The sequence below is a fragment of the Chryseobacterium sp. ON_d1 genome (assembly GCF_006829085.1).
Taxonomy (GTDB): domain Bacteria; phylum Bacteroidota; class Bacteroidia; order Flavobacteriales; family Weeksellaceae; genus Chryseobacterium.
Window position 1 is genome coordinate 264,593 of the sequence record NZ_BJTC01000005.1, and the last position, 25,568, is coordinate 290,160.

Sequence of the window (25,568 nt, forward strand, 5' to 3'; positions counted from 1 at the left end):
AATGAGTAATCAGCTTTATATAAACGAAATTCAAAGTCTTTTTGATGATGTACAGCGATCTGAAATTTTTGAAGATCAGAAAATGATGACGGATGCAGTTCCTCTGTTTCCGATTGTGAAGATCAATGAAGAGTATGAAAAGATGAAAGACTCTCCTGATTTTGATCTGAAAGATTTTGTGATGGCCCACTTTGATTTTTTAGGAGCCAGAGTTTCTGTTCAGAGGGAAGATCATCTTCCGATTAAGGAACACATTGAAAAGCTGTGGGATGAATTGACCCGTACAGCCTATGAAGAAAAAGGAACCCTTTTAAAACTGCCAAAACCTTATATTGTTCCGGGTGGCCGTTTTAATGAGTTTTTCTATTGGGACAGTTATTTTATTATGCTTGGATTAAAAGCTTCCGGAAGAGTGGAAATGATGGAAAATATTATTGAGAACTGTTCTTACCTTATTCAGAACGTAGGATTTGTTCCCAATGCGAGCAGAACTCATTTCCTGAGCAGATCGCAGCCTCCTTATTTTTCATTAATGCTGGATCTCCTTTTTGAAACCAATCATGACAAAGGAATCTATTCGCAGTACTATGCAACTTTGGAGAAAGAATATGCATTCTGGATGGATGGTGAAGAATGGCTGGAGAACAATTCAAGCGTAAAAAGAGTAGTCAGAACTGCAGAAGGTGATATTCTTAACCGGTATTATGATGCAGAGAATGCGCCACGTCCTGAAAGCTACCTGATCGATATTGAAGATCATGAAAAAACTACAGGAGATGAATTTTACAGAAATATAAGAAGTGCCTGTGAGTCAGGCTGGGATTTTTCCAGCAGATGGTTTGCAGACGGAGAACATATACAGACGATAGAAACGCTGAATCTTGCACAGGTTGATCTGAACTGCCTTTTATGGCATCTGGAAATGACATTGGCAAAATCTTCATCGCTTCAGGGTCTGACAGAAAAAGAAAATTATTTTACTGAAAGAGCAGCAAGCCGAAGACAGATGATCAATAAATATTTCTGGGATGGAAATACTAACAATTATAAAGATTATCACACTAAAAAAAACACAAAAACACCGTCTGAACATATTGCTGCTCTTTACCCCTTATTCCTTGGGATTGCAGACCAGGAACAGGCAGAAGCTGTTGCTAAAACTATTACAGAAAAGTTCTTATATCAGGGAGGACTTGTGACAACCACTAAAAACTCAGGCCAGCAGTGGGACCTTCCCAATGCATGGGCTCCCTATCAGTGGTTGGGCTTCAAAGCAATGAAAAATTATGGCTTTGATGAACTGGCTGAGAAGATAAAAAACAACTGGTGTTCCAATGTAGAAAGGGTTTACAAAAACACCGGAAAACTGATGGAAAAATACAATGCATTAGACACAGAAACAATAGCAGGCGGCGGGGAATACCCCAATCAGGATGGATTCGGCTGGACGAATGGCGTGTATTTACAATTACAACAAAACTGAAACTAACTATAAAAGATAAGGCTATGAAAAAAAAATCAATATTTTTAATCGCCGCAACAGCTACGTTATATTTTAATAATGCTTATGCCCAGGAAACACCGCAGGATTCTGCAAAAGTTTCTTCCATCGATCAGATTGTTATCACAGGAAACTCAAATCCAAAGAAAAAAATAGAGTCCAGTACAGCAATTTCGACATTCAGTGCCAAAGAGATTCAGAAGCAGAACCCGATCAGTGCGGCTGCTTTATTGCAGAGAGTCCCGGGATTTGCCGTGGAAACTTCGGGAGGCGAAGTAGGAAATAACCTTTTTGCAAGAGGGATTCCTTCGGCAGGAGCCTATGAATTTGTACAGGTGCAGGAAGATGGTCTTCCGGTTTTTGAAGACGGAGCCCTTCAGTTTGCCAATGCAGATAATTTTTTCAGGGTAGATAATTCGGTAAGCCGTCTGGAAGCTTTGAGAGGAGGCTCAGGTTCTATTTATGCCAATAATTCTCCCGGTGGCCTGATCAACTTTATTACAAAAGAAGGTTCCAATGATTTTAAAGGAACTGCAAAACTGGAAACCAGTACCTACGGATTAATGCGTACAGATGTCAATCTGGGAGGAGCATTGGTTCAGGATAAATTGTTTTTCAATGTAGGAGGTTTTTACAGAACAGATGACGGGATCAGAAAAACAGGTTTCAAAGCCAATAATGGAGGGCAGATCAGAATGAATCTGAAATACGTCTTTGATAAAGGCTACGTAAAAGTATATTACAAAAAACTGGATGACAGGAATACATTCTATTTACCGATCCCTTTGGTACAGGATGGAAATAAACTGAAAGGATTCCAGGATTTTGATCCTAATTATGGAACTTACAGTTACAGAGGAATCAGTCAGCTGAACATTCCGCAGGCTGGCGGAGGTTTTTTCAGCAGAGATCTGGAAAATGGAATTCATCCGAAGGTAGATGTATTGGGAGCTGAGTTTAAATACGATCTTGGACACAATTTCAGTGTTTTAAATAAAACCAGGTATACCAACATCAATATGAACTATACGGGGATTTTCCCGGCAGGAGCTCCGTACACAGCAGCAGATTTTGCTAAAAAAAGTGGGATTTCAGGAAGTAATTATCAATATTCATTAGTAAGCGGCGGTGGGACTGTTAATCCTCAATTTGTACAGGAGCTGGGATTCTGGGCTATTGATAAACAGATGAATAATTTTGTGAATGATTTGCAGTTCAATTATAAATTTAATAAAGGAAATGTAACCGCAGGTTTTTATAAATCAAACTGGAAATCTCATCAGTACTGGAACTGGAGTAATATTTTAACAACAGCTACAGACAGACCTCAGTTATTAAATCTTGTAGATACTTCTCTGTCTCCGGCTGATACCGGATACTCAAAAACCTATAACGGAGTGACAAGCATGTCTTTTCTGATCAGGGATTCACAAATTCAGGGTAGCCTTAATGATGTGTATATGAATCTGGATTATAATATTACTGATGCATGGAGCTTCAACGGAGGAATCCGTTACAGCCGTGATTATTATAAAGGATATGGAGTCAATACCACAACAGCCAATCTTAATAATTCAGGATTAACGGTTGATGGTACCCATGGCTTTGCCACTACGACAGCTGATGATAAAATGTCTGTATTAGGCAATAAATATACCTATTGGTATTATGACATCAACAAAGTTTCTTTTACGTTGGCAACAAACTATAAAATCAATCGTGAGAATGCAGTATATGCCCGTTTTTCCAATGGATTCAGATCTCCGAATGAAGAAGCATATTACAATAATATGGCAGATCTGAGCCAGATCAAGCCTGTATTGACGAATCAGCTGGAAATAGGATATAAATATTATTCCAGAACGTTTGATGTTGCAGTGATTCCATTTTATTCAACTCTTAAGAATCTTTCATTTACAGATGTTTTCTCTGATGGAACTTCCGAGAATAAATTTGCCAATACGACCAACCTTGGGGCGGAAATTGAAGGATATACAAGATTATTCAATAATATCCTGGAAGTTACTTTTAACGGAACCATTCAGAACCCGAAATATAAAGACTTCAGAGGAAGAAATGCAGATGGCTCTACGTTTGATTATGACGGGAATGTGGTAAGACGAATGCCGAAGTTTTATTTCAATATCTCTCCGGCTGTCAACATTACAAAAGAATGGAGAGCTTATGTAAGTATGAACTATTATGGCAAACGTTTCCAGAATGAAGGGAATACTGAAGATAATATTCTTCCGTCATTTACTGAATTTGGGGCAGGTATGTCTTATCAGCTGGGAAAAATACGCTTTGCTGTGGACGGAACCAATATATTTAATACAATAGGAATCACAGAGGGAGACCCAAGATCATCATCTGTTGTAGGAAATATCAGAATGGCCAGACCTATTATGGGAGCTGCTGCCAGAGCTTCAATTACATTGGACTTCTAAATTCTGTTTCTTTATAAAATAAACCGTCAGAAATTTTCTGACGGTTTTGTGTTTTTATGTTCTCTTATATTTAGTGTCAGACCCAAGTTGGATTCCATACATTTACAGAACTTACAATCCCTCTGACTCTCAATCTCTCTTACTTAAAAAATGGATTGTACTGTTTTTCAAACCCAATTGAAGTAGGATTCCCATGTCCTGAAAAAACCTGTGTGTCATCATGTAAAATGAAAAGTTTGGATTTGATTCCCTCAATCAGCTGATCATAATTGCCCTTATATAAATCTGTTCTTCCGATGCTGCCTTCAAAAAGTACATCACCTGAAATCATGAATTTCTGGTTTTCATTGTGATAAACAACACTTCCCGGAGAATGTCCTGGAACATGATAAATTTTAAACTTTTCACCATCCAGATCAAGCTCGTCACCTTCCTTTACATATTCGATATCTACTTTTACAGGATCTATCTGCATCCCGAATCTCACACCACTCGCCTGAAGCATATCCAGTACTTCCTGATCTTCCTGATGCATATAAACCGGTACTTTGAAGATATCAAAAGCCCATTGAAGCCCAATTACATGATCAATGTGAGCATGTGTCAAAAGGATTTTCTGAATCTTCAGCCCTTTTTCTGTAATAAAATTATGAATAACCTGAGTCTCCTGGGCATTCATATTTCCCGGATCAATTAACCAGGCATGTTTATTTTCGTTATAGATAATGTAAGTATTTTCGCTGGCAAAGTTGAATACGAAACCTTGAATCTGAAGCATATCTGAATATTTTTTATCCAAAAATACGATATTATTAAGAAAATGGCTATTTTTCGTTATCTTCGTCATAATGAAAACTTTGCGAATACTCTTACTTTCTTTGAGCGGACTGGTTTTTGGACAAAATATCCAAAGTGTTCAGCTGTTCAATCCTCAGACCAATGACGAAACCCCGGTAATTAGGATAGGTGAACAGTTGGTGCTGGGCTTTGATGATCTTACCAACGGCAGTCAGATCTATAGATACACATTCAAACATTATGACAGAAACTGGAATGAAGATAATCTGTTTTTTACAGAATTTGCTACCGGAAGTATGAATGCTCTTCTGGATCAGTTTCAGTATTCTTTCAATACATTACAGGCGTATACCCACTATAAACTGGTTTTTCCGAATGATAAAATTCAGCTTAAGGTTTCAGGAAATTATGAGCTGATTGTTTATAAAGATTCTGCAGACCAGCCACTTTTCAAAAAAAGATTTTATCTGGTAGAAGATGTGACATCTGTTGGTTTAAATATTTCGAGATTTGCGGATGCAAAAAATCCCAGTCTTAATCAGAGGGTGGAAGTGAATGTTTCTCCAAAAGGAGGAGATATTTCTTCCAATGTCAATTCAATCACCCTGAATGTGATGCAGAACAATAATCCGAATATGGTGCTTTCCAACCTTAAGCCTAGCAGTGTTTTAGGAAATCAGGTGCTTTTTCAGCAGATGAATCTTACTTTTCCTGGAGATAATGAGTTTTATTATTTTGATAATAAAAATATGAATATGGCAGCGGATATGGTACGTGCTACTGAGATAAAAGATGATGTCAACCAGACATATCTGCATCCTGTATGGGCGTTTCCTTTAAATTATCAATATCAGCCGGATGTCAATGGAGCATGGTATTACAGAAGAAATGATTTGGGAAGAGAGAGAGATGCGGAAAGAGAGGCTGATTATTCCTGGGTACATTTCTATCTGGATTCAGATCCTGTGGATAAAGAGATTTATGTTTTGGGTGGGTTTAATAATTTTAAACCAGGTAAAGAAAACCAGATGCAATACGATCCGGCTACAAAGCAATATGTAGCTAAAATATTTCTGAAACAAGGGTTCTATAATTATCTTTTGGCTACAAAAGAGGGAAACGGTCCTCTTAATTTTGGTGAGATCAACGGAAACTTCTGGCAGACAGAAAACCTGTATCAGGCATTCCTGTATTATGCGCCTTTCGGAAGGAACTATGATGGCCTGATGGGATATGGGGAATTCAGAACCCCAATTGCGAATAAACGCTAATAATCAGTAATTATTAATTGCCACATAAAATTTTATATATAAAAAGAACTGTCTTTTGAGGCAGTTCTTTTTTTTTACATACTAAAAGAATATTTTCCCAACCAAATTGACCCTATTTCTTCAATTATAATGCACAACATAGTGAAAAAAAATAATTCACAAAATTTTGATTTTAATTAAATATTTTAACATAAAATTCGCATTGCTGAAAAATTATATTTAAATAATTTTCTTTGTTTTAAAATCATCATTGTGTTTTCTTTATTGATTTATAATATCAATTGAATTTTTATCATATTTTATATCGTTTTATTGTGAAAAGTTTATAAATTCGTCAGCACAATCAACCAATATTAATATGAAAACGAAATTTATCTTAGTGGCAAGCGTTGCTGCCTGCTCTTTTGTCTTTGGACAAAACACACCATCAAAATTAGTTCCGGGTAAAAGCGGATTACATGCAGAGTTTATGAGATTCGAAAAAAATGAACCTGCATTCCAGGGTAGCCCTGTTTTATTTGACGAAGCATCACAAAGACTTACTCAAGGCCAGGGACGTAAGCTGGGATTAGAAAAAGATGCATTAGGATTCGAAACCCATAGATTTCAGCAGACCATCAATGATATTCCTGTAGAATATGGAATGATGGCTGTACAGACAAAAGACGGCAAAATTGTAGGGCAAACCGGTAAATGGGTTCTGCAGGCTCCAAAACAAATGAGCAGAAAGGCCAATATTTCTGAAAATGCAGCTTTGCAGAGTGCTTTATCTTTTGTAGGTGCACAGGTATACAAGTGGCAAAATAAAGAAGAGGAGGATTTCCTAAAAAAAGAATCTGCCGATCCCCATGCAAGTTTTGAACCCAAAGGTGAATTAGTATATTATTCCGACCCTGACGATGATAGACTGAATGATTTAAGGCTGGCGTATAAATTTGATATTTATGCTGAAAAGCCTTTAAGCAGACAATATGTGTTTGTAGATGCTAAAAATGGACAGGTGTTAGGGGTAGATGCTATTATCCACGAAGTAAACAGTCCGGGAACGGCTGTTACAGCATACAGCGGAACCCGTAATATAACAGCAGATTCCTATAATGGAAGCTACCGTCTAAGAGAAACAGGAAGAAATGGAGGAACAGCTGTGGAAACTTATAATCTTAAAAAAGGAACCAGCTATGCTTCTGCTGTAGATTTTACAGATACAGATAATAACTGGAATAATGTCAATACCAATAAAGATCAATATGCTACTGATGCTCATTGGGGAGCTGAAATGACAGTAGATTATTTTTATACAAAATATGGACGTAAGAGTATTGATAATAATAATTTCGCTATTAAATCTTATGTTCATTATTCTACCAATTACTTTAATGCATTTTGGGATGGTTCCAGAATGACTTATGGAGATGGCAGCTCTACAACAAACGGAGGAAAACCTTTAACAGCAATAGATGTTTGCGGTCATGAAATCACACACGGTCTAACTTCTAAAACGGCTAATCTTGCTTATCAGAGAGAATCCGGAGCTTTAAATGAAGGGTTCTCAGATATCTTCGGAAATACGATTGAGCGTTGGGCAAGACCTACACAGGCAAGCTGGACTCTTGGAGAAGATTTCAACTATGTGATCAGAAATATGGCTAACCCAAATGATTACAGCCAGCCTGATACTTATATGGGAACCTATTGGAAAACCACTACCACCTCAGGATGTTCTACTCCAAGCCAGTCTAATGATTATTGTGGGGTACATACCAACTCAGGAGTACTTAATTTCTGGTATTATTTGTTAGTAACCGGAGGGTCTGGTACAAATGATAAAGGATTTGCTTATAATGTTTCCGGAATCGGACTGGATAAAGCAGGGGCTATCGCTTACAGAACATTAACGACTTATCTGACCTCTTCATCCAATTATGCCAATGCAAGAACCTACTCTCTTCAGGCAGCCGCAGATCTGTATGGTGCCGGCAGTAATGAAGTAACTCAGGTTACCAATGCATGGAATGCAGTAGGTGTAGGAGGGGGAACATCAGCTGCAGGAAAAGTGGCAGCTGCAGATACTCCGCTTTATACTATAAGCCCAAATCCTGCAACCGACAGATTCACCGTAAACTTTGAAGGTAAAGCCGGAAAAGGAATTGTAGAACTGGTAAGCCTGACAGGTAAAAAAGAGATATCTGAAAAAGTTGAAATTACTGATGGAGTAAATAAACTTAATATTCAGCTTCCTTCCAATATTCTTCCGGGAGTATACATTGTTATGGTAAACGGACAGAAAGCAGGAAACCTTATTAAAAAGTAGCACCAAATTTTTTAATATATTCACAAAAGGCCACAAGTTAATCTTGTGGCCTTTTGTATATTTTGAGTAAAGTAAATTACACCAGATAAAAATCATTCAGTTTTTCTTCACAAAGAATTTTTACCACTTCAATCCAACGGTCTTCATCATTAAGACATGGAATGTAGTGAAAATTTTCTCCACCTCCATGGAGGAACTGTTCTTTTCCTTCCACAGAAATTTCTTCAAGCGTCTCCAGGCAGTCAGAAACGAAAGCAGGGCAGACAATGGCCAGGTTTTTCACTCCTTTTTTGCCAATACCTTCAAGCGTTTCATCAGTATAAGGTTCAATCCATTTGTCTTTTCCTAATCTTGACTGGAAAGAAACAATGGTTTTTTCCTTAGGTAAATTCAGTTTATCAATGACAAGCTGTGTCGTTTTATAACATTGATGCCGATAGCAGAACTGATGACTCGGATTATCTTCTCTGGAACAGCAGTCATTAAGATTACAGGTTTTGGTAGGATCTGTCTTATAAATATGTCTTTCCGGAACTCCATGATACGAAAACTGCAGGGCATCGAAATTTTCAGGAAGCTTCTCCTTAATACTCTCTGCAAGACAGTTGATATAAATATCTCTGTTATAGAAAGGCTGAATATAATTGATCTTCACCTGTGGAAACTTCTTTTTTCTGACTTCTTCTGCCTTTTCAATCACCGTTTCCGTTGTGCTCATCGCATATTGAGGATATAGAGGAAAAAGAACAATTTCCGTAATTCCCTGATCTACCAGTTTCTGAATGCCGGTTTCAATACTAGGTTCTGCATATCTCATTCCTATTTCCACCGGAACATCTACTACTTTCTGAAGCTTTTTCTGAATCTGTTCTGTGATAACAATCAGTGGAGAGCCTTTATCTGTCCAAACAGTTTTATAGGCTTCGGCAGATTTTGCAGGTCTGGTTTTCAGGATAATTCCCTGTACAAGAAGAGCACGGAAAATCCAGCGATAATCTATCACTCTTTCATCCATCAAAAATTCGTCAAGATATTCCTTTACGTCGTTTACAGAGGTAGATCTCGGCGATCCGAGATTGACCAGTAAAATTCCTTTCTTATTCAATATTCTAATTTTTAATTATGAAACAGATATTGTAAAATCTGTCACTAATTTTGCTATTTTAGCAAAGGTATCACTTTCCAGTAAGCCATTGCTGTCAAATTTTCCTTTTATCCCTTTTATTAATACCTGATGTTGGTCATCTGCTACAGCACCCAGAGTCTTTAAAATGAATAATAACTCATCATGTCCCTTTTCTCCACTGGCAGAAGCCGTGATTACAGCTACCGGTTTCTCAGAAAAAACCGTAGTGGAAACACACCATTCCAAAAGATTTTTTAATCTGCTTGGAATACTGAAAATATATTCCGGCGTAGAAAATATAATCCCTGCTGCATTGTTAATATCCTCTCTGATCTTAAGTACTTCTTCAGGAGTATTATGATCCGTTAACGCAGTATTAAAATGCGGAAGAACAGAAAGATCATCATACATCTGGAAATCTGCATCATCCATTTTTTCCAGTACCTGCTGCATCAGTTGCTGATTGCTGGAATTTTCAGAAGCACTTCCAATAATGACTATAATTTTCTTTCCGGGAGGCATAGCCACTGTTTTATCCGTTTACAGCTTCTACTTTTTCTACTAAATCCGGAACGAATTGCTTTAAAATATTTTCGATACCGTTTTTCAGGGTAGCTGTAGAACTTGGGCAGCCGGAACATGCTCCCTGCAGAAGCATTTTTGCCGTTTTATTTTCCTGATCATATTCCATCAGAGAAATCTTTCCTCCATCGTTTTCTACGGCAGGAGCTACATATTCATTCAAAATATCTGAAATTTTCTGCTCATCTTCAGTATAATCTCTGTTGATGATCTTTTCAACAGGATTTTCATGTTTCTGAGGTTCAATTTTTGAAATTTCACCTCCGTTTTGAAGATACTCAGCAATAAGAGCACGAACAGTCATCATCACCTGGTGCCACTCAACAGAGTTGTCTCTTGTAACTGCTACAAAGTTGTCAGAAATGAAAACTTCCGTTGCAAAATCAAATTCTTTAAAAATAGCCTGAGCCAAAGGAACTTCTTCAGCCGCTTCTTTCGATTTTACTTCCACAAAACCATCCATCAGCAGCTTGTTTGATACAAACTTCATGACATTGGGATTTGGAGTCATTTCAGCATAAATCTGATACATTTCTTTTTTCTTCTGAAGATAAATTCTCGGGTTAGCCAATAACTCATCCTCAATTACGTTTTTCAGACTTTCAGCAACATGTTCCCATTCTATGGTATCCTGTTTTGCCACAGCTACAAAATTAGCCGTAATGAAAACTCTTTCTACAAACGGATAATTGAAAAGTTCCTGTGCCAGTGGAATTTCTGATATATCTGAATTTCTGTCCAGTTCCAAAGACCCTGGGATGAGATTGTAATCAGCTACAAATTTCATCACTTTCGGGTTTTCGGTTGGTTCTATAAGTACGGTACGCATTTTTTCGTTAAATTTGAGATACAAAAATACGCATTAGAAGTTAGAAGCTGAAAATTGAGAGTTAGATTTTTGCTATCGCTGTAATTTAGAAGTTAGATACCTGAAATTATATCGCACATATCACATTCTCAAATTGGCTCATTTCAAATTTTCAAATTAATATTATGGCACTTATAAAAAAACTTTTAGGAAAAGCACCACAGATCGGAGAGAATACTTTTTTAGCAGAAACGGCAACCATTATTGGTGATGTTACCATGGGAAAAGACTGCAGTGTCTGGTATAATGCAGTGATACGCGGAGATGTTAATTATATCAGAATGGGCGACAAAGTGAATGTTCAGGATAATGCAATGCTGCACTGTACTTATCAGAAATATCCTTTGAATATTGGTAACAATGTTTCTATCGGGCATAACGCAATTGTTCATGGATGCACCATTAAAGATAATGTATTGATTGGGATGGGAGCTATTGTGATGGATGATTGTCTGGTGGAAGAAAATTCTATTGTAGGAGCCGGTTCTGTAGTGACTCAGGGAACTCATATTAAATCAGGAGAAGTCTGGGGAGGAGTTCCTGCAAAAAAAATCAAAGATATCAATGCGCAGTTGCTGGAAGGAGAAGTAAACAGAATTGCGGATAACTATGTGAAATATTCTTCCTGGTACAAGGAGAATGTGAAAGATCATCAATTATAACCTGTAAAGTGAATAGTGAATAGTCAATTCGCTGCACTTATCAATTATTTTTGGTGTCAAAAATTCACTATTCACTTGCGAAGCAAAATTTACCATTGATCTATTTAAAATAAATATAAAAGCTCTGTTTCAAAACAGAGCTTTTTCGATTTGATATAGAACCTTTGCTTTATTGTTAATTATTATCCGGTGTAATAAGCCTGATCTTGCCATTGATACATTTGAGCGATGTAGGTGGCTCGATCATCATACAGTCAGACGTAATATTATATTTTTCATTAAAAGCCTTCACTTTATCAGTATATTCATTCACTCTTTGTAAAAAAGAAGCTTCTATTTTCTTGGGATAAGCAATGTATTGCTGAGGTCCGCCACAAGGTTTTGATCCCATTGGAGTAAAAGCCCATTCACTGGCATCCGTACATTTTTCCCCAGAAACTTCAGATTCTATAGAAGCTTTTAACTTATCGAGCTGTGCTTGTTCATATTTCTGGCTGTCTTCATCAGCAGGTCGGTTTGCAATATCAACAGGAAGATTGATGTTGGCATTATTTGAGGTATTACAGGAAACAAGAGTTAATGTAGTACATAATACTATTGCTGGGATATGAAAGAATATTTTTTTCACAATAAACATTTTTCTTTTTAAGAATTTTCAAAACTTATGCCAAGGTAAGAAAATCAAATTCATTTCCGTATTTTTGAAAACGATGAATAATCATTTTTTTGACTTAATAGAGTATACCAATAGAAGTGTTTTTCTGACCGGGAAAGCGGGAACAGGGAAGACAACGTTTCTTAATGATTTTGTAAGACGAACGAAGAAAAAGCATATTGTGGTAGCTCCTACGGGAATTGCTGCTATTAATGCCGGCGGAGTAACGATCCATTCTATGTTCGGATTACCATTGAGAACCTTTCTGCCGACAACAGAAAGGATAGATACCAGCTTGGCAAATAATATTGCTGACCTGATGCCTCATTTCAAATATCGTAAAGATAAACTTAAGCTTTTAAGAGAAGTTGAAATTATCATTATAGATGAGGTTTCGATGTTGAGAGCTGATGTACTGGATATGATGGATTTTTCTTTACGGTTTATCCGAAGAAATAACCAGAGGTTTGGTGGTGTGCAGATGCTGTTCATCGGCGATTTGTATCAGCTTCCTCCGGTAGTGAGGGATGAGCATATCCTCAAAATGTATTACAACTCTCCTTTCTTTTTCGACAGTCATGCCATTAAGGAAATCCCAATTGTTACCATTGAGCTGACAAAAGTATACAGACAGTCTGATCAGGAGTTTCTCGAAATCCTGAATGCTATCCGGGACGGTGATGTTGACAATATTGATTTTGAGCATCTGAATGAAAGATATGATCCTGACTTCGACATGGGGAAAGAATCTTACGTATATCTTTGTTCTCACAACAAAATGGCAGATGAAATCAACCAGGAGAAGTTAGCGGAAATCAAGTCAGATCCTCAGGTTTATGAAGCTAAACTTGTGGGTGACTTTAAAGAAAACCAGTTTCCGAATGAGCAGTTTTTAGAATTAAAAATTGGGGCTCAGATTATGTTTATCCGTAATGATGTTTCCGGTGAAAAGAAATATTTTAACGGAAAGTTGGGAGAGATCATAGGATTGGATGAAAATGAAATCCGGGTGGTACTGGATGAGAGTGAAAATGAAATTGTGGTAAAAAGAGAAACCTGGGAACAGAAGAAGTATTTTCTTGATACAGATAAAAATATTCAGGAAGAGGTCCTTGGAAGTTTTGAACAGTTTCCGATAAAGCTGGCCTGGGCTGTTACGATACATAAAAGTCAGGGATTAACGTTTGATAAGGTCATCATTGATGCCGGTAAAAGTTTTACTGCCGGTCAGGTTTATGTGGCTTTATCCCGTTGCAGAACACTGGAAGGAATTGTTTTAAAATCAAAAATTACTCCTGAAGTTATTTTTAAAGACAACAGGATTTTGCACTTCCATACGGATACTATTGCCAATGATCATGTTGAAGCCATTCTGAATCAGGAAAAATATGACTACAGCATCAGAAAAGTATTGCGTACGTTAGACTGCACATGGTTTTTAAAAGAAGTGGAAGAGTGGAATAACCTTTCGATTGTGACTAAGAATATTGACCATGTTAAAACCAAACAGCTTTATCTGCAGCTCAAACATGAAGCGGTCAATCTGGGGAAAATTTTTGAAAAACTGGAACGAATCATTTTCCAGAAAGTCAGTAATTTTATTGAACAAAAAGAAGAATGGGCCGAAATTGAAAGCAAATCAAAAGGGGCTGTTAATTTCTTTTTTACAGAGACCAGGAATAAGATTTTTGATCCCTTAAAAGAATTTTATGCTGAAATAAAAGGTGCAAAAGGCTTAAAACAATATAATGAAGAATTTAAAAGCTGGCTTGAAGACATTGAAGAGTATCTGAACAGTTTACGGGATATTTATCTTCTTGAAACGAAACTTTTAGATGAAAAGAATGATAAGGAAATCAATCTGAAAATCGCTAAAGTGCCCTCTCAGGTTTTAACCTTCCAGTTATTTGAACAGGGAAAAACGATCGGAGAAATTGCATTGGAGAGAGGTTTGGTGAAAGAAACCGTGATTGGCCATCTCGCTAAGTTTGCAGAACAGGGATTGCTTGATATTGCAAGGGTAATTACTTCAGATAAGATTAAGGCTTTTGAAGAAGAGTTCTACAAAAACCCGCACGAAACTCTTACAGAATGGAAGAACGCACTGCCAAGCCATTTTGAATTTAATGAAATCAGAATTTTGATCAATCATTATAATTATAAAAAAGAAAAGAACTCTTAAGGGTTCTTTTCTTTTTATGTGAAAATTTTTCAATATTAAAATTAAGGATACATCGCGTTGATGGTATTGATGTCTCCTGCCGTAAACCCGGTTCTGTTATAGGTAAAGCTTGAGTTATCAGCCCTTGTAATAGTGGGTAACCCGTTTTTAGAATAAGAGGTCGGCCAATACATCATTACTGAATTGATATTGAATGGTCCTATATCTGTTCCGGAATTATAGATATTAAAATTATAAGACTGCCCGCTTTGGATATTGTTCCATAGTATTTTTACATACTGGTCCCTGTCTTTACGGGTATGTTCATGATAAAGCCCCACTGTATGTCCCATTTCATGAATGACCGATCCTACAGAAATATATTGATCCAGAGAGACTGTCTGTTTTCCTCCCTGATATCCGATATGAGCCCAGCCATCTGATCCTGATGAACTTCCGAAAATAAATTCTACATAATTAGACTGATTGGTCCGGTAAATCCATTGAGTATTGGTTTTGGCATTGTATTCATTAATCGCAGTATTGATTTTATTTACGTTGATAGAGCCCATATTGCTGGCAATGGTATAGTAAATTTTGCCATTGGGCCACCTTGAATAACTGGCACCGCCTTTATTCAGTCCGCTGCCTTCTGACAATTGTTTCTCGGTAAGAACAATATCTCCCTGGAAAAAGTTCATTCCGTTTTTCCTTTCATAGGTAATTTCCTGGCCATTCAATTGTCCCCTTTTTACATTTTCAGCACTGGAAGCACTGGCTTGTACTTCGGATGTAATTTCTTCATTATTTTTACTGCAGGATACTAATGTTGCAGCGATAATAAGAGTCATCAGCACACTTTTTCCTGTCCATAATTTTGGATAGAACAGGGAATTGGATTTTTGGTTCATATTAAAGTTTTTAAAGATTTGGTATACGAATATACTTAATAATTCTCTTTTTAATGAATTATTTTTGTTGAAATATATCTTTTTTTGCTATTCGTTTTGATAGATAAAATCATAAAAAATAAAAAAGGTCTGAAAAATATTCAAAACCCTTTTTTATTTCTATTCGTTTAGCAAATCCTGATTGACTCTGTAACCGACAATTTTTATATCTCCATTCTTATTCTTTTCTAAAGTAAAAGATCTTCTGTTTTTATACTCTTTTTACATTTTACATAAAGAAATATTGACTTCAGGCATTGCTTCCCTTTACTACCATTATTTCCCATTTTGCAAGATTGTATTCTTCAACAGGACCAATCTCATTGACTGTATTCATAAGTTTTACAAGTTTTTCTTTATCAGTCACCTCAAAAAACTTCTCACCAAATAATTTATAAATATCATCAGGATCGGAGTTCCTGATAAAATTTTATTGGAATTTTTCACCATCAGTTTTGTCAGATTCTCTGTTATTTAATTTTAGTATCTAAGATTAATTTTCTCCGATTATTGTCGTAAAAAGTAGCATAATAACTTTCGTTTCTGAGCTCAGTTTCTGTATTTTCTATTGTATTAAACCTGCTTTTATCTGTTTTGGTGAATTCAACAATTTCAAAAAACTTTTCATCAATAGTTGTAAATCTTACCAGTTTCAGGTATTCATCAATTGAATTTTTATCAATCATAATTTTTCCACCCCCAAGCTGATGTCTGTCCTGTCCATTTTTCTTTACACTCGAAATCCAATACTCTTCTCCGGTTTCTATATCAAAATGATTAGCATAGATTCCTGGGTTTTTGAGCTTTTTGATGGCTTTGTTATTGAAATAAACTGTTTGTCCGGATTTTGAAAATTCTACAAAACCAATCCAAGCCGGCCCGTGATGCCCGAAGGATTTGTTTTCGATATACATTATTTTTGGTTTCATGCTTTTTTATACATGGACAATTTACTTAAAATTCTATAAATAAAATCAGATAAAATAAAATTGAATTCCAATAGTTTTTCCCTGAAGTGATCGATCGGTTTTATTAATTACAAAAAGTAACTAATGCAGTTTTTATGTTTTAAATTTGTTTGGTTTTTTGAGACCAAAGAAAAATGAACCTCTCACTATGAAAAATTTTGAAATTTCTGTTTTAGATCTTGCTCCGGTAAAGCAGGAGAAAAGCATTCACGATACATTTCAGGACAGCTTATCATTAGCAAAACATACTGAAAATTTAAATTATAAAAGATTCTGGCTGGCAGAGCATCACAATATGGAGAGTATTGCAAGCTCAGCAACCTCCGTTTTAATAGGTTTCATTGCCAATGGAACGAAAAGGATCAGAGTAGGCTCTGGTGGAATTATGCTTCCCAACCACAGTTCTCTGATCATTGCAGAACAATTCGGTACTTTAGAATCTCTTTTCCCGGGAAGAATCGATCTGGGATTGGGAAGAGCTCCGGGAACAGATGGTTTAACGGCACAAGCATTAGGAAGAAATCCGGCAATTATCAACGAGCAGTTTCCCAGACAGATTCTTGAGCTTCAAAGATATTTTTCCAAAGAAAATTCAGATGCAATGGTTCGTGCGATTCCCGGAGAAGGATTGGATATTCCTCTGTATATTCTGGGATCCAGTACAGACAGTGCATGGCTTGCTGCAGAACTTGGTCTGCCTTATGCATTCGCAGGACATTTCGCCCCTGAACAGATGGAAATGGCATTTAAAATATACAGAGAACATTTCGAGCCGTCAAAATATTTAGATACACCTTATATCATTGCCTGCGTAAACGGCGTGGCTGCGGAGACTTCGGAAGAAGCCCATAAAATTTCCACTACTTTATTCCAGGCCTTCATCAATATTGTAAGAAACGACAGAAAACCTTTCGCGCCTCCGGTAGATGATATGGATGAAATCTGGTCGCCCATGGAAAAATCTATGGTTTTACAGAAACTGAGATATACTTTTATTGGTGATCAGGCAGAAATTCAGGAAAAGCTTAAAAATTTCCAGGAAAGATTTCAGGTAGACGAGCTAATGATCAATTCCCATATTTATGACCATTACAAAAGATTAAGATCTTATGAGATTTTCAGAGAGGCAGCAGACTCTCTATCCAAAGCGTAATAAACCATCCATAATTAATTGGCAGATGCTTATTTTTATGAGTATCTTTGTACAAATAAAAAGTAAAAATGTCCGATATTAAATTAAATACTATTCCAGAGGCTATTGAAGACCTTAGAAATGGTAAAATAATCATAGTAGTAGATGATGAAGACAGAGAAAATGAAGGTGATTTTCTTTGCGCAGCAGAACTGACAACGCCGGAAATTATCAATTTTATGGCTCTTCACGGAAGAGGGCTGATCTGTATGCCGCTGCCTGAAAAAAGATGTGATGAGCTTGGGCTTGAAGTAATGGTAAGCAGAAGCAGCGATCCTAAGGAAACGGCTTTCACTGTATCTGTGGACCTTTTAGGAAACGGAACATCTACAGGAATTTCTGCAGGAGACAGAGCAAAAACAATTTTAGCGCTGATGGATGAAAAATCCAAACCTACAGATTTTATGAGACCCGGTCATATTTTCCCGCTTCGAGCAAGAAAAGGAGGAGTATTGAAAAGAGCAGGACATACGGAAGCAGCTATTGATCTTACCAGCCTGGCAGGTTTAAAAGAAGGAGGAGTAATCTGTGAGATTATGAACGAAGATGGTTCGATGTCACGTCTGCCTGAACTTCATGCTTTTGCTCAAAAGCATGACATGAAGATCGTTTCTATCGAAGACCTCATCCATTATCAGCTTAAAAAAGGTAATCTGGTTGAAAGAATTGAAGAAAGAAAAGTAAAAACACATTATGGAGATTTTGATTTCTATGCTTTCAGGGAAACATCCAATGAACAGATCCATTTCGCTTTAACAAAAGGAGCCTGGACTGTTGATGAGCCTGTTCTGGTAAGAGTACAGTCTTCAGATTCTTATTTCGATGTATTGACAAGATTGAACAATGGTGAGAAACCCTTACTGGAAAAAGTAACCAATATCGTAAATGAAGCTGGAAAAGGAGCAATTATTTTTATTAACAATGTTTCCAATTCTGAAAATACTTTGAGAAAACTTCAGCAGTTCCTGAACTATCAGGACGGGCAGGAGCAGCACCCTACGTTAGCTTATAATTACAGAGATTATGGAATCGGGACGCAAATCTTAAAGAATTTGGGGATCAATAAGTTTAAAGTAATCACTCAAAACACAAATATCAAACCTCAGGTTGGAGGATATGATGTAGAGGTTACTGAGATGGTACAGCTATAAAACTTTTACCTCACCAAAAATCATCTATTGCATTCTATCGATAAATATTATTTAAGCGATTAACTTTAGTATAATTTTACTATTTTAGTATTGATTTTTTACATCATAGAATTTAAAATTAAGTTTATTAAAGCTTTATAGAAATTAATATATTAAATTTACTGTATTACCATGAAAAAAATAATATTTTTATTGTTTGTATCTGCATATAGCGCTTCATTCGGACAACTTCAAAATACAGCAGCTCCAACTGATGTTTTTATGCATTACCGAGTAAATTCCAAGAATGGCAAACAATTATCTTACGATGATATTAAGGGTTCTCCATATAATATTAAAGAGTTCAGATCTGCCAAGATATCTGAAAATTATGAAACAATCATGGCTAGATATAATAGTTATACAGACGAAGTAGAATTTCAAAAGAATGATAAGATATATGTATTACCTAAAAATGATGTTTTTTCTAATATAATATTTACAAATACAAAAGATAAATTAGTTTACCTGACTGATAAAAGTGATTTATCCGGATATTTCTTTGAAATAGTTAGTGGAAAAAATACTCTTCTAAAAAAGATAAAAACAGTGTTTATAGATGTTATTCCAGCCGAAAGTTCTTATTCGGAAGATAAACCAGCCAAGTTTCAAACAGAATCTCCTATATATTATATTAAGACTGAAAATGGTATTATCAAAAATCCGGGTAGCAAAAATAATATTATAGATAATTTTCCTGGAAAAAAAGAAGCCTTGGATGTATTTTTTAAATCTAATAAAATAAAGTTTAATAAAGAAGAAGATTTAATAAAACTTGTTAATTTTTTAAATACCTAAAAATAAAAAATGGCCTGATTTAATCAGGCCATTTTTATTCCGTCAAAGTTTCGGAAACCATTCAGGAAATCTTTTACCATCATTCTTTTTTTTCCTTCCAACTGAAGTTCTATCGGATAGTAAATTCCATCCTCGGTATAGATTTTAAACTCATTCTTTGAAATATCCAGTGTTCCAGCTGACTTTCCGTGGTCAGCAAGTTCAAACTTTCCTCCGAATATCTTTAATCCCTTTTCTTCATTTTCTATCTTTAACGTAGTAAAAGCAGCAGGATAAGGAGACATTCCGAGGATAAACTGATGAATAGCCTTTGAAGACTGGTTCCAATTAATCCGGGTATCTTCTTTGAAAATTTTATAGGCATTTTTAGGATGTTCTACCTGTGGCTGAGGTTTTTCTTCAATAGCATTTTCAGCCAGGCCATCTAATGTTCTTACGACGAGTCCTGCACCCATTTCCATCAGTCTGTCATGAAGACTTCCTGCGTTTTCATCGGGTAAAATTTCCAATTCCTGCTGAAGAAGAATATTTCCTTCGTCAATTTTTTCATTGATAAAGAATGTTGTTGCTCCTGTTTTCTCTTCTCCATTGATGACCGCATAGTTAATAGGAGCAGCACCCCTGTAGTCAGGAAGCAATGAAGCATGAAGATTAAAAGTCCCCATTTTAGGCATTTCAAAAAGAACTTTGGGCATCATTCTGAATGCAACCACTACAAAAACATCAGCCTCCAGTTTTCTTAGTTCTTCTAAAAATTCCGGATTTCTTAATTTTTCCGGCTGGAAAACAGGAATATTATTTTCTTCTGCATAGATTTTTACCGGTGATTGGTGAATTTTTTGTCCGCGTCCGCTGGCTTTATCAGCAACGGTTACAACTCCTGCCACCTGATGGTGAGACTGATGGATCGCCTCCAAAGAAGTTTTTGCAAACTCAGGAGTTCCTAAAAAAACGACTTTCAATGATTTCATACGGCAAAGATAAGTTTTTGATCTGAGAGATGGAAGGTATTAGTGTTTGAGGGTAGGGGAGTTGTAGAGTATGAGAGTGGGAGAGTTTTAAAGATAGGATGGAATTATGACTACTTCATATTCTGCCCATTACTCATGATTCAGTGCATAGGTTCTGAAATTCAGCATTCTTATCTTTCCTGAATCTAAGAGGTAGATCAGATTTTCCAATATATTCTCCTTAGGATGATAGCTTAGCTGTATAGACAATTCTTCAATAGTAGCAGATTTTTTTGCTAATAAATTAATGATCTGCTGGGAAATGTTTTTCCCAAAAATAGACTGTTTATTTTTCTCACAGACTGAACACTGACCACAGTTTTTTGAATTTTTCTCACCGAAATAAGCAAGAATGAGCTTCATTTTACAGTAATCATTATTTTCTGCATAAAATTTCATTTCTTCCCATTTCTGGATTTTATTCCTCTGAATATGTTCAAATAATTTCCAGTAAGTACTGTTCACAGCTCTTTCATCACGGGGTCTTAGAAACTTTATGCTGGAAAGTGCCCCATCAATATAGTCAAGATAATTTTTCTGCTGCATTTCTTTCAGTCTTTCTTTGATTAAAGGAATGCTCACATTAATTTTGTTGCTTACCTGCTGTTCACTGAACATGACTTTATGGGTCGTAATTCCCGATATAGTACGGAAAAGAAGTTCTATAAAATGAGCATCCTTTTGTGGCAACTGATCAATCTCATCAGCTTTGATAAACAGCTCGATCGAAGACAGGCTTTTATTATCATTATAGTAGACAATCTCCTGGTTATGCAGAAAATTAAGTACATTGCTGATCTTCGCTTTCGAAAGCTTTGTAAAATTCTGTATACTGAGGCTATTCAATTGAAATGTTTTTTCAGGAAGTTCAAATTCGGCTACCTGAAAAATTGAGTAGAGATAACTTACAATCTTCAGAAATTCAGCCTTATTTGGAGTCTGGTTTTTTAAAACCTGATCGAAATTCAATAGTTCCTGTTTGTTCCAGAGCATGAAGGCAAAACTGTCTTTTCCATCTCTTCCTGCCCTTCCAATTTCCTGATAATAGTTTTCCAGGGATGCGGCAGGGGAGTAGTGAATAACAAAACGGACATTGTCTTTGTCAATACCCATTCCAAAGGCATTGGTAGAAATCAGCACATGATTGTCACTGTTGTTCCAGAGATTCTGTTTTGCATTTTTTTCTTTAGTGGTTAATCCTGCATGAAAATAATCCACATTTTTCAGCTGATTTTTTTTCAGGAATTCTGCCAGCAGTTCAGCTTCTTTTCTGGTTCTTACATAGACAATTCCTGAATCATTGCTGTATTTTAAAATATCAAAAACCCGCTGAAATTTATCAGATACTTCATCTGTAAAAATTTTAATATTCTCTCTTTTGAAACTTTTTTGAAAAACAAAAGGATTTTTTAATTCCAATTTATTTTTAATCTCTTCCAGTACTTTTGGCGTAGCAGTTGCAGTGAGAGCAAGACAAGGGATTTCAGGGTTATTATTTCTGAATCCTTTAATATTTTGATAGCTCGGTCTGAAATCCTGTCCCCATTCCGAAATACAGTGGGCTTCATCCACAGCTATGAAGGATAACTGAATTTCCTCCATATTTTGAATAAATTGTGTATTGGTAAGTCTTTCGGGAGATACATAGAGTAATTTTGTAAGTCCTTCCTTGCAGCGGTCATAAATTGTTTCAGCATCATATTCATCCAGTTCGGAAGAAAGATATTCTGCTTCTATACCCCTGGATTTAAGCTGGTTGACCTGATCTTTCATCAGTGCCAGCAAAGGTGAAACTACAAGACAGGTTCCTTCTTTTAATAAGGCTGGTAATTGATAACATAAGGATTTTCCTGCTCCGGTAGGTAACAGAACCAGAGTGTCTTTTTCGTTGATCACTGCATTGATAATTTCTTCCTGAGAATCCCTGAAGCCGGTATAACCCCAGAAATACTTAAGAGTATCATATTTTAGCTTTTGAAAATCCTGCGGAGAAATCATGATGTAAAAATAAGCAAAGAATTGAGACAAAAAAAGTCACGCCTGGCGTGACTTTCATATAATATATCAATAAGTTTATTATTTAGCTTCGAAATATACTCTTCTGTTGGCTCTGTTTTTCCATTCAGGACACTTCGTTGCCGGCTCACACTCAGGATATTTAAGGTCTTTTTCACCTTTTCCTATTGCCTGTAGTTTACCTGTCTGAACACCGTTTTTGATCAGATAATTTTTAACGTTGTTTGCTCTTCTTTCAGATAGTTTTTGGTTGTAAGCATCAGTACCTCTAGTATCAGTAGCTCCGATTACATTGTAAGAACCATTTGAAGAATTAATATAGTTTACTGCATTATTTAAGATTGGAGTATTTGAAGGTAAAATTCTGTCAGAATTTAAGTCGAACTCAATTCCTTCCAGTTTAGTTTCTGTCTCCACTACTGGTCCTGTTGTTGCTACAGGACAACCATTGTTTTCAACAGGTCCCGGAACTGTAACACACTTATCGTAAAGGTCAATTACACCATCCAAGTCGGTATCAAGAGCAACTCCGGCTCCGTCAACTCTTGCTCCTGCAGGAGTATCAAGCTGTCTGTCCCAATCATCACATACCCCGTCGTTATCAGCATCTCCTTTTTTACATACTTCGATATCCTGGTTTTTATTTGCCAATACATCAAGTTTGTAGTAGATTTCCTGAAGCGGATCATGCCACATCAAATGAGACTCGTGTTTTCCAAGCTTTAAAGAAACCCCTAAAGTAGCGTTGAAGAAGTTATCAGAAACCTGCTCAGAACGCTTGTTGATAGCGCTGTATGCATCACCGCCACCGTCAAATTCGTCATCACCGGTTACGACATACATTAATCTGCCTTCAATATCAATTCTTCTGTTCACTTTGAATTTCAGACCTGTACCTGCCTGGAAGAACATAGAACCTAACTGGAAAGGTTTAACCTCAGTCATTAATGTCTGTCTATTAGTACCATCTTTCTGATATGCTCTGTAAGCAATAGTACCTACACCTGCATATCCATGAAGTGCCCATCTGTAAGGAGAATGGTTATCAACTCTTCTTAATAGGTTGGAAAAGTTAATATCTCCTAAGATTGAAATGGCGTCATACTGGGTTCTGGCTCCTACAGCTGATGCGTCAGGTGCCGAATCTTTAGTATTGAACCATCCTTGTCTGGTTTCTCCTCTGTCATATTGCAGATTGATCCCGAAAGCATGGGTAATTGCTTTATCAATACTCACATACGCTGAATATCCAAAAAGGTTTTTACCGTTACCATTTTTAATAGAGGTCAAATCTGCTGACTGAAGAAGCGGAACTCCCACCCCGGCAGAAATAGACCAATCGTTGAATCTTTTGGATTGATTGGTGAATGGGGAAACATTAGCAGATCCCGAAGAAAATGTATTAGGATATTCTCCTTTTGAAACTGCCGTTGAGTCTTGTGCATAAGTGGCAGAAGGAATTGCCAAAGCGAATGCAACAATTGCTAAACTTAATTTCATAGTGTTATTTTTTTAAGTTAAGTTATTTTAAATGATTTTTTACGCTAAAAAGTGATTTTGTATTATTATTTTTCAAAATAAACTTGCTGATTTCTAATGCGTTTCAGGCCAGTTACCCTAAAAATAATGATAAAGGTATGTAAAAAAATTCGTAGTAGAAAAAAAATAAACCGAAAAGAACAATTCTTTTCGGTTTATGGTGTATTATGAGAATTATTTCTTCTTTTTCTTAGGCTGAACTTTTTTTACTGATTTTTTTACAGGAGCATCTTCATAGTCTTTCTTTTTAATAGAATCCCATTCTGAACTTTCTATAAATCTTACAGTAACTTTTCTGTCTGCCATCCTTTCAGCATCTGAAGCAGACGCTGGGATAGTTGCTTCTGCAGAACCTACACCTCTTGATTTTAATACATTTTCGTTGATTCCTCTGCTTTCTAAAGCTCCTACTACAGCAGCAGCTCTTTCTTTAGAGAGTCTCAGGTTGTAAGCAGCATTTCCTTTAATATCTGTATGACCTGTTAACAGGTAATTACCTCCGTTTTCTTTAATAATTGAAGCTGCCAGATCCAGTTTCTCATTAGATTCAGGTCTGATGGTCGCTTTGTTGAAATTAAAGTAAATGTCTTTAAGGGTTTTTTCTACTTCTACAGCAGTTTCTTTGTTATCTTTTTTAACGATTGGGCAACCATTGTTTTCAACAGGTCCCGGAACTGTAACACACTTATCGTAAAGGTCAATTACGCCATCCAGGTCGGTATCAAGGGCAACTCCGGCTCCGTCCACTCTTGCTCCTGCAGGAGTATCAAGCTGTCTGTCCCAATCATCACATACCCCGTCGTTATCAGCATCTCCTTTTTTACATACTTCGATATCCTGGTTTTTATTTGCCAATACATCAAGTTTGTAATAGATCTCCTGAAGCGGATCATGCCACATCAAGTGAGACTCGTGTTTTCCAAGCTTGAAAGAAAGACCTAAAGTAGCGTTGAAGAAATTGTCAGAAACCTGTTCAGAACGCTTGTTGATAGCGCTGTATGCATCACCGCCACCGTCAAATTCGTCATCACCGGTTACGACATACATTAATCTGCCTTCAATATCAATTCTTCTGTTCACTTTGAATTTCAGACCTGTACCTGCCTGGAAGAACATAGAACCTAACTGGAAAGGTTTAACCTCAGTCATTAATGTCTGTCTATTAGTACCATCTTTCTGATATGCTCTGTAAGCAATAGTACCTACACCTGCATATCCATGAAGTGCCCATCTGTAAGGAGAATGATTATCAACTCTTCTTAATAGGTTGGAAAAGTTAATGTCTCCTAAGATTGAAATGGCGTCATACTGGGTTCTGGCTCCTACAGCTGATGCGTCTGGTGCCGAATCTTTAGTATTGAACCATCCTTGTCTGGTTTCCCCTCTGTCATATTGCAGATTGATCCCGAAAGCATGGGTAATTGCTTTATCAATACTCACATACGCTGAATATCCAAAAAGGTTTTTACCGTTACCATTTTTAATAGAGGTCAAATCTGCTGACTGAAGAAGCGGAACTCCAG

General features: G+C 36.5%; 20 protein-coding genes. 9 read left to right on the plus strand and 11 right to left on the minus strand.

Annotation, left to right across the window (positions count from 1 at the left end; genetic code table 11):
• Position 1: 1 nt before the first annotated feature.
• Together CRS_RS10120 and CRS_RS10125 are read left to right on the plus strand one after the other, a co-directional pair.
• Positions 2–1,483 (plus strand): trehalase family glycosidase, encoded by a 1,482-nt coding sequence (locus CRS_RS10120; protein WP_142723909.1) that lies wholly within the window; start codon positions 2–4, stop codon positions 1,481–1,483.
• A gap of 23 nt (positions 1,484–1,506) precedes the next feature.
• A complete protein-coding gene (locus CRS_RS10125) occupies positions 1,507–3,948 on the plus strand; it encodes a TonB-dependent receptor (RefSeq protein ID WP_142723910.1) in 2,442 nt (813 codons plus the stop codon).
• A 139-nt stretch (positions 3,949–4,087) separates the two neighbouring features.
• Here CRS_RS10125 and CRS_RS10130 read toward each other — a convergent pair whose 3' ends face one another.
• On the minus strand, positions 4,088–4,726 hold the full coding sequence (locus CRS_RS10130) for an MBL fold metallo-hydrolase (RefSeq protein WP_142723999.1): 639 nt from the start codon (positions 4,724–4,726) through the stop codon (positions 4,088–4,090).
• 70 nt (positions 4,727–4,796) lie between these two features.
• Between CRS_RS10130 and CRS_RS10135 the strand changes: the two genes are divergently transcribed.
• Positions 4,797–6,017: a DUF5103 domain-containing protein gene (locus tag CRS_RS10135; RefSeq protein WP_142723911.1), complete on the plus strand. Its 1,221-nt coding sequence runs from the start codon at positions 4,797–4,799 to the stop codon at positions 6,015–6,017.
• Positions 6,018–6,375: 358 nt separating this feature from the next.
• Complete coding sequence (locus tag CRS_RS10140) at positions 6,376–8,328, plus strand: M4 family metallopeptidase (RefSeq protein ID WP_142723912.1); 1,953 nt, start codon at positions 6,376–6,378, stop codon at positions 8,326–8,328.
• Between the two features lie 76 nt (positions 8,329–8,404).
• Here the strand turns inward: CRS_RS10140 and hemH are convergent, their stop codons facing one another.
• From hemH to CRS_RS10155, 3 genes are read right to left on the minus strand one after another with little or no spacing between them, the layout of a single operon-like run.
• Positions 8,405–9,433 carry a ferrochelatase gene (gene hemH / locus CRS_RS10145; protein ID WP_142723913.1) on the minus strand — a complete coding sequence of 343 codons (1,029 nt, stop codon included), beginning with the start codon at positions 9,431–9,433 and terminating at the stop codon, positions 8,405–8,407.
• 15 nt (positions 9,434–9,448) lie between these two features.
• On the minus strand, positions 9,449–9,976 hold the full coding sequence (locus CRS_RS10150) for an NADPH-dependent FMN reductase (protein WP_142723914.1): 528 nt from the start codon (positions 9,974–9,976) through the stop codon (positions 9,449–9,451).
• Positions 9,977–9,986: 10 nt separating this feature from the next.
• Positions 9,987–10,865 (minus strand): NifU family protein, encoded by an 879-nt coding sequence (locus CRS_RS10155; RefSeq protein WP_142723916.1) that lies wholly within the window; start codon positions 10,863–10,865, stop codon positions 9,987–9,989.
• A gap of 164 nt (positions 10,866–11,029) precedes the next feature.
• Between CRS_RS10155 and CRS_RS10160 the strand changes: the two genes are divergently transcribed.
• Positions 11,030–11,566 (plus strand): gamma carbonic anhydrase family protein, encoded by a 537-nt coding sequence (locus CRS_RS10160; RefSeq protein ID WP_142723917.1) that lies wholly within the window; start codon positions 11,030–11,032, stop codon positions 11,564–11,566.
• Between the two features lie 175 nt (positions 11,567–11,741).
• On the opposite strand, the gene CRS_RS10165 is transcribed toward CRS_RS10160, so the two are convergent.
• Positions 11,742–12,194, minus strand: coding sequence for a hypothetical protein (locus tag CRS_RS10165; RefSeq protein ID WP_142723919.1), 453 nt, complete (start codon positions 12,192–12,194; stop codon positions 11,742–11,744).
• 82 nt (positions 12,195–12,276) lie between these two features.
• On the opposite strand from CRS_RS10165, the gene CRS_RS10170 reads away from it, so the two are divergent.
• On the plus strand, positions 12,277–14,403 hold the full coding sequence (locus CRS_RS10170; RefSeq protein ID WP_142723920.1) for a helix-turn-helix domain-containing protein: 2,127 nt from the start codon (positions 12,277–12,279) through the stop codon (positions 14,401–14,403).
• 41 nt (positions 14,404–14,444) lie between these two features.
• Here the strand turns inward: CRS_RS10170 and CRS_RS10175 are convergent, their stop codons facing one another.
• Together CRS_RS10175 and CRS_RS10180 are read right to left on the minus strand one after the other, a co-directional pair.
• Positions 14,445–15,293, minus strand: a complete 849-nt coding sequence (locus CRS_RS10175) for a M12 family metallopeptidase (protein WP_142723921.1) — start codon at positions 15,291–15,293, stop codon at positions 14,445–14,447.
• A 509-nt stretch (positions 15,294–15,802) separates the two neighbouring features.
• Positions 15,803–16,261 (minus strand): hypothetical protein, encoded by a 459-nt coding sequence (locus tag CRS_RS10180; RefSeq protein WP_185150435.1) that lies wholly within the window; start codon positions 16,259–16,261, stop codon positions 15,803–15,805.
• Between the two features lie 187 nt (positions 16,262–16,448).
• Between CRS_RS10180 and CRS_RS10185 the strand changes: the two genes are divergently transcribed.
• The 3 genes from CRS_RS10185 (at position 16,449) to CRS_RS10195 (ending at position 19,480) form a co-directional block, all read left to right on the plus strand.
• On the plus strand, positions 16,449–17,453 hold the full coding sequence (locus tag CRS_RS10185; RefSeq protein WP_142723923.1) for an LLM class flavin-dependent oxidoreductase: 1,005 nt from the start codon (positions 16,449–16,451) through the stop codon (positions 17,451–17,453).
• A 68-nt stretch (positions 17,454–17,521) separates the two neighbouring features.
• Entirely contained in the window at positions 17,522–18,643 is a 1,122-nt protein-coding gene (gene ribB, locus CRS_RS10190) for a 3,4-dihydroxy-2-butanone-4-phosphate synthase (RefSeq protein ID WP_142723925.1), read from the plus strand.
• A gap of 171 nt (positions 18,644–18,814) precedes the next feature.
• Positions 18,815–19,480 carry a phage shock protein B gene (locus CRS_RS10195; RefSeq protein ID WP_142723926.1) on the plus strand — a complete coding sequence of 222 codons (666 nt, stop codon included), beginning with the start codon at positions 18,815–18,817 and terminating at the stop codon, positions 19,478–19,480.
• Positions 19,481–19,503: 23 nt separating this feature from the next.
• On the opposite strand, the gene fmt is transcribed toward CRS_RS10195, so the two are convergent.
• From fmt to CRS_RS10215, 4 genes are all read right to left on the minus strand, one after another.
• A complete protein-coding gene (fmt, locus tag CRS_RS10200; RefSeq protein ID WP_142723927.1) occupies positions 19,504–20,451 on the minus strand; it encodes a methionyl-tRNA formyltransferase in 948 nt (315 codons plus the stop codon).
• A gap of 129 nt (positions 20,452–20,580) precedes the next feature.
• Entirely contained in the window at positions 20,581–22,488 is a 1,908-nt protein-coding gene (locus CRS_RS10205) for an ATP-dependent DNA helicase RecQ (RefSeq protein ID WP_142723928.1), read from the minus strand.
• A gap of 78 nt (positions 22,489–22,566) precedes the next feature.
• Complete coding sequence (locus tag CRS_RS10210; RefSeq protein ID WP_142723930.1) at positions 22,567–24,006, minus strand: OmpA family protein; 1,440 nt, start codon at positions 24,004–24,006, stop codon at positions 22,567–22,569.
• A 213-nt stretch (positions 24,007–24,219) separates the two neighbouring features.
• On the minus strand, positions 24,220–25,568 hold a 1,349-nt coding region (locus CRS_RS10215), incomplete at its 5' end, for an OmpA family protein (RefSeq protein WP_142724002.1).

Coding starts and splice junctions, on each gene's coding strand:
- CRS_RS10170 (WP_142723920.1), top strand. CDS start 12,277: ATGAATAATCATTTTTTTGACTTAATAGAGTATACCAATAGAAGTGTT.
- fmt (WP_142723927.1), bottom strand. CDS start 20,451: ATGAAATCATTGAAAGTCGTTTTTTTAGGAACTCCTGAGTTTGCAAAA.
- CRS_RS10175 (WP_142723921.1), bottom strand. CDS start 15,293: ATGAACCAAAAATCCAATTCCCTGTTCTATCCAAAATTATGGACAGGA.
- CRS_RS10205 (WP_142723928.1), bottom strand. CDS start 22,488: ATGATTTCTCCGCAGGATTTTCAAAAGCTAAAATATGATACTCTTAAG.
- CRS_RS10155 (WP_142723916.1), bottom strand. CDS start 10,865: ATGCGTACCGTACTTATAGAACCAACCGAAAACCCGAAAGTGATGAAA.
- CRS_RS10120 (WP_142723909.1), top strand. CDS start 2: ATGAGTAATCAGCTTTATATAAACGAAATTCAAAGTCTTTTTGATGAT.
- CRS_RS10130 (WP_142723999.1), bottom strand. CDS start 4,726: ATGCTTCAGATTCAAGGTTTCGTATTCAACTTTGCCAGCGAAAATACT.
- CRS_RS10210 (WP_142723930.1), bottom strand. CDS start 24,006: ATGAAATTAAGTTTAGCAATTGTTGCATTCGCTTTGGCAATTCCTTCT.
- CRS_RS10160 (WP_142723917.1), top strand. CDS start 11,030: ATGGCACTTATAAAAAAACTTTTAGGAAAAGCACCACAGATCGGAGAG.
- CRS_RS10180 (WP_185150435.1), bottom strand. CDS start 16,261: ATGAAACCAAAAATAATGTATATCGAAAACAAATCCTTCGGGCATCAC.
- CRS_RS10125 (WP_142723910.1), top strand. CDS start 1,507: ATGAAAAAAAAATCAATATTTTTAATCGCCGCAACAGCTACGTTATAT.
- CRS_RS10185 (WP_142723923.1), top strand. CDS start 16,449: ATGAAAAATTTTGAAATTTCTGTTTTAGATCTTGCTCCGGTAAAGCAG.
- ribB (WP_142723925.1), top strand. CDS start 17,522: ATGTCCGATATTAAATTAAATACTATTCCAGAGGCTATTGAAGACCTT.
- CRS_RS10150 (WP_142723914.1), bottom strand. CDS start 9,976: ATGCCTCCCGGAAAGAAAATTATAGTCATTATTGGAAGTGCTTCTGAA.
- CRS_RS10135 (WP_142723911.1), top strand. CDS start 4,797: ATGAAAACTTTGCGAATACTCTTACTTTCTTTGAGCGGACTGGTTTTT.
- CRS_RS10140 (WP_142723912.1), top strand. CDS start 6,376: ATGAAAACGAAATTTATCTTAGTGGCAAGCGTTGCTGCCTGCTCTTTT.
- CRS_RS10195 (WP_142723926.1), top strand. CDS start 18,815: ATGAAAAAAATAATATTTTTATTGTTTGTATCTGCATATAGCGCTTCA.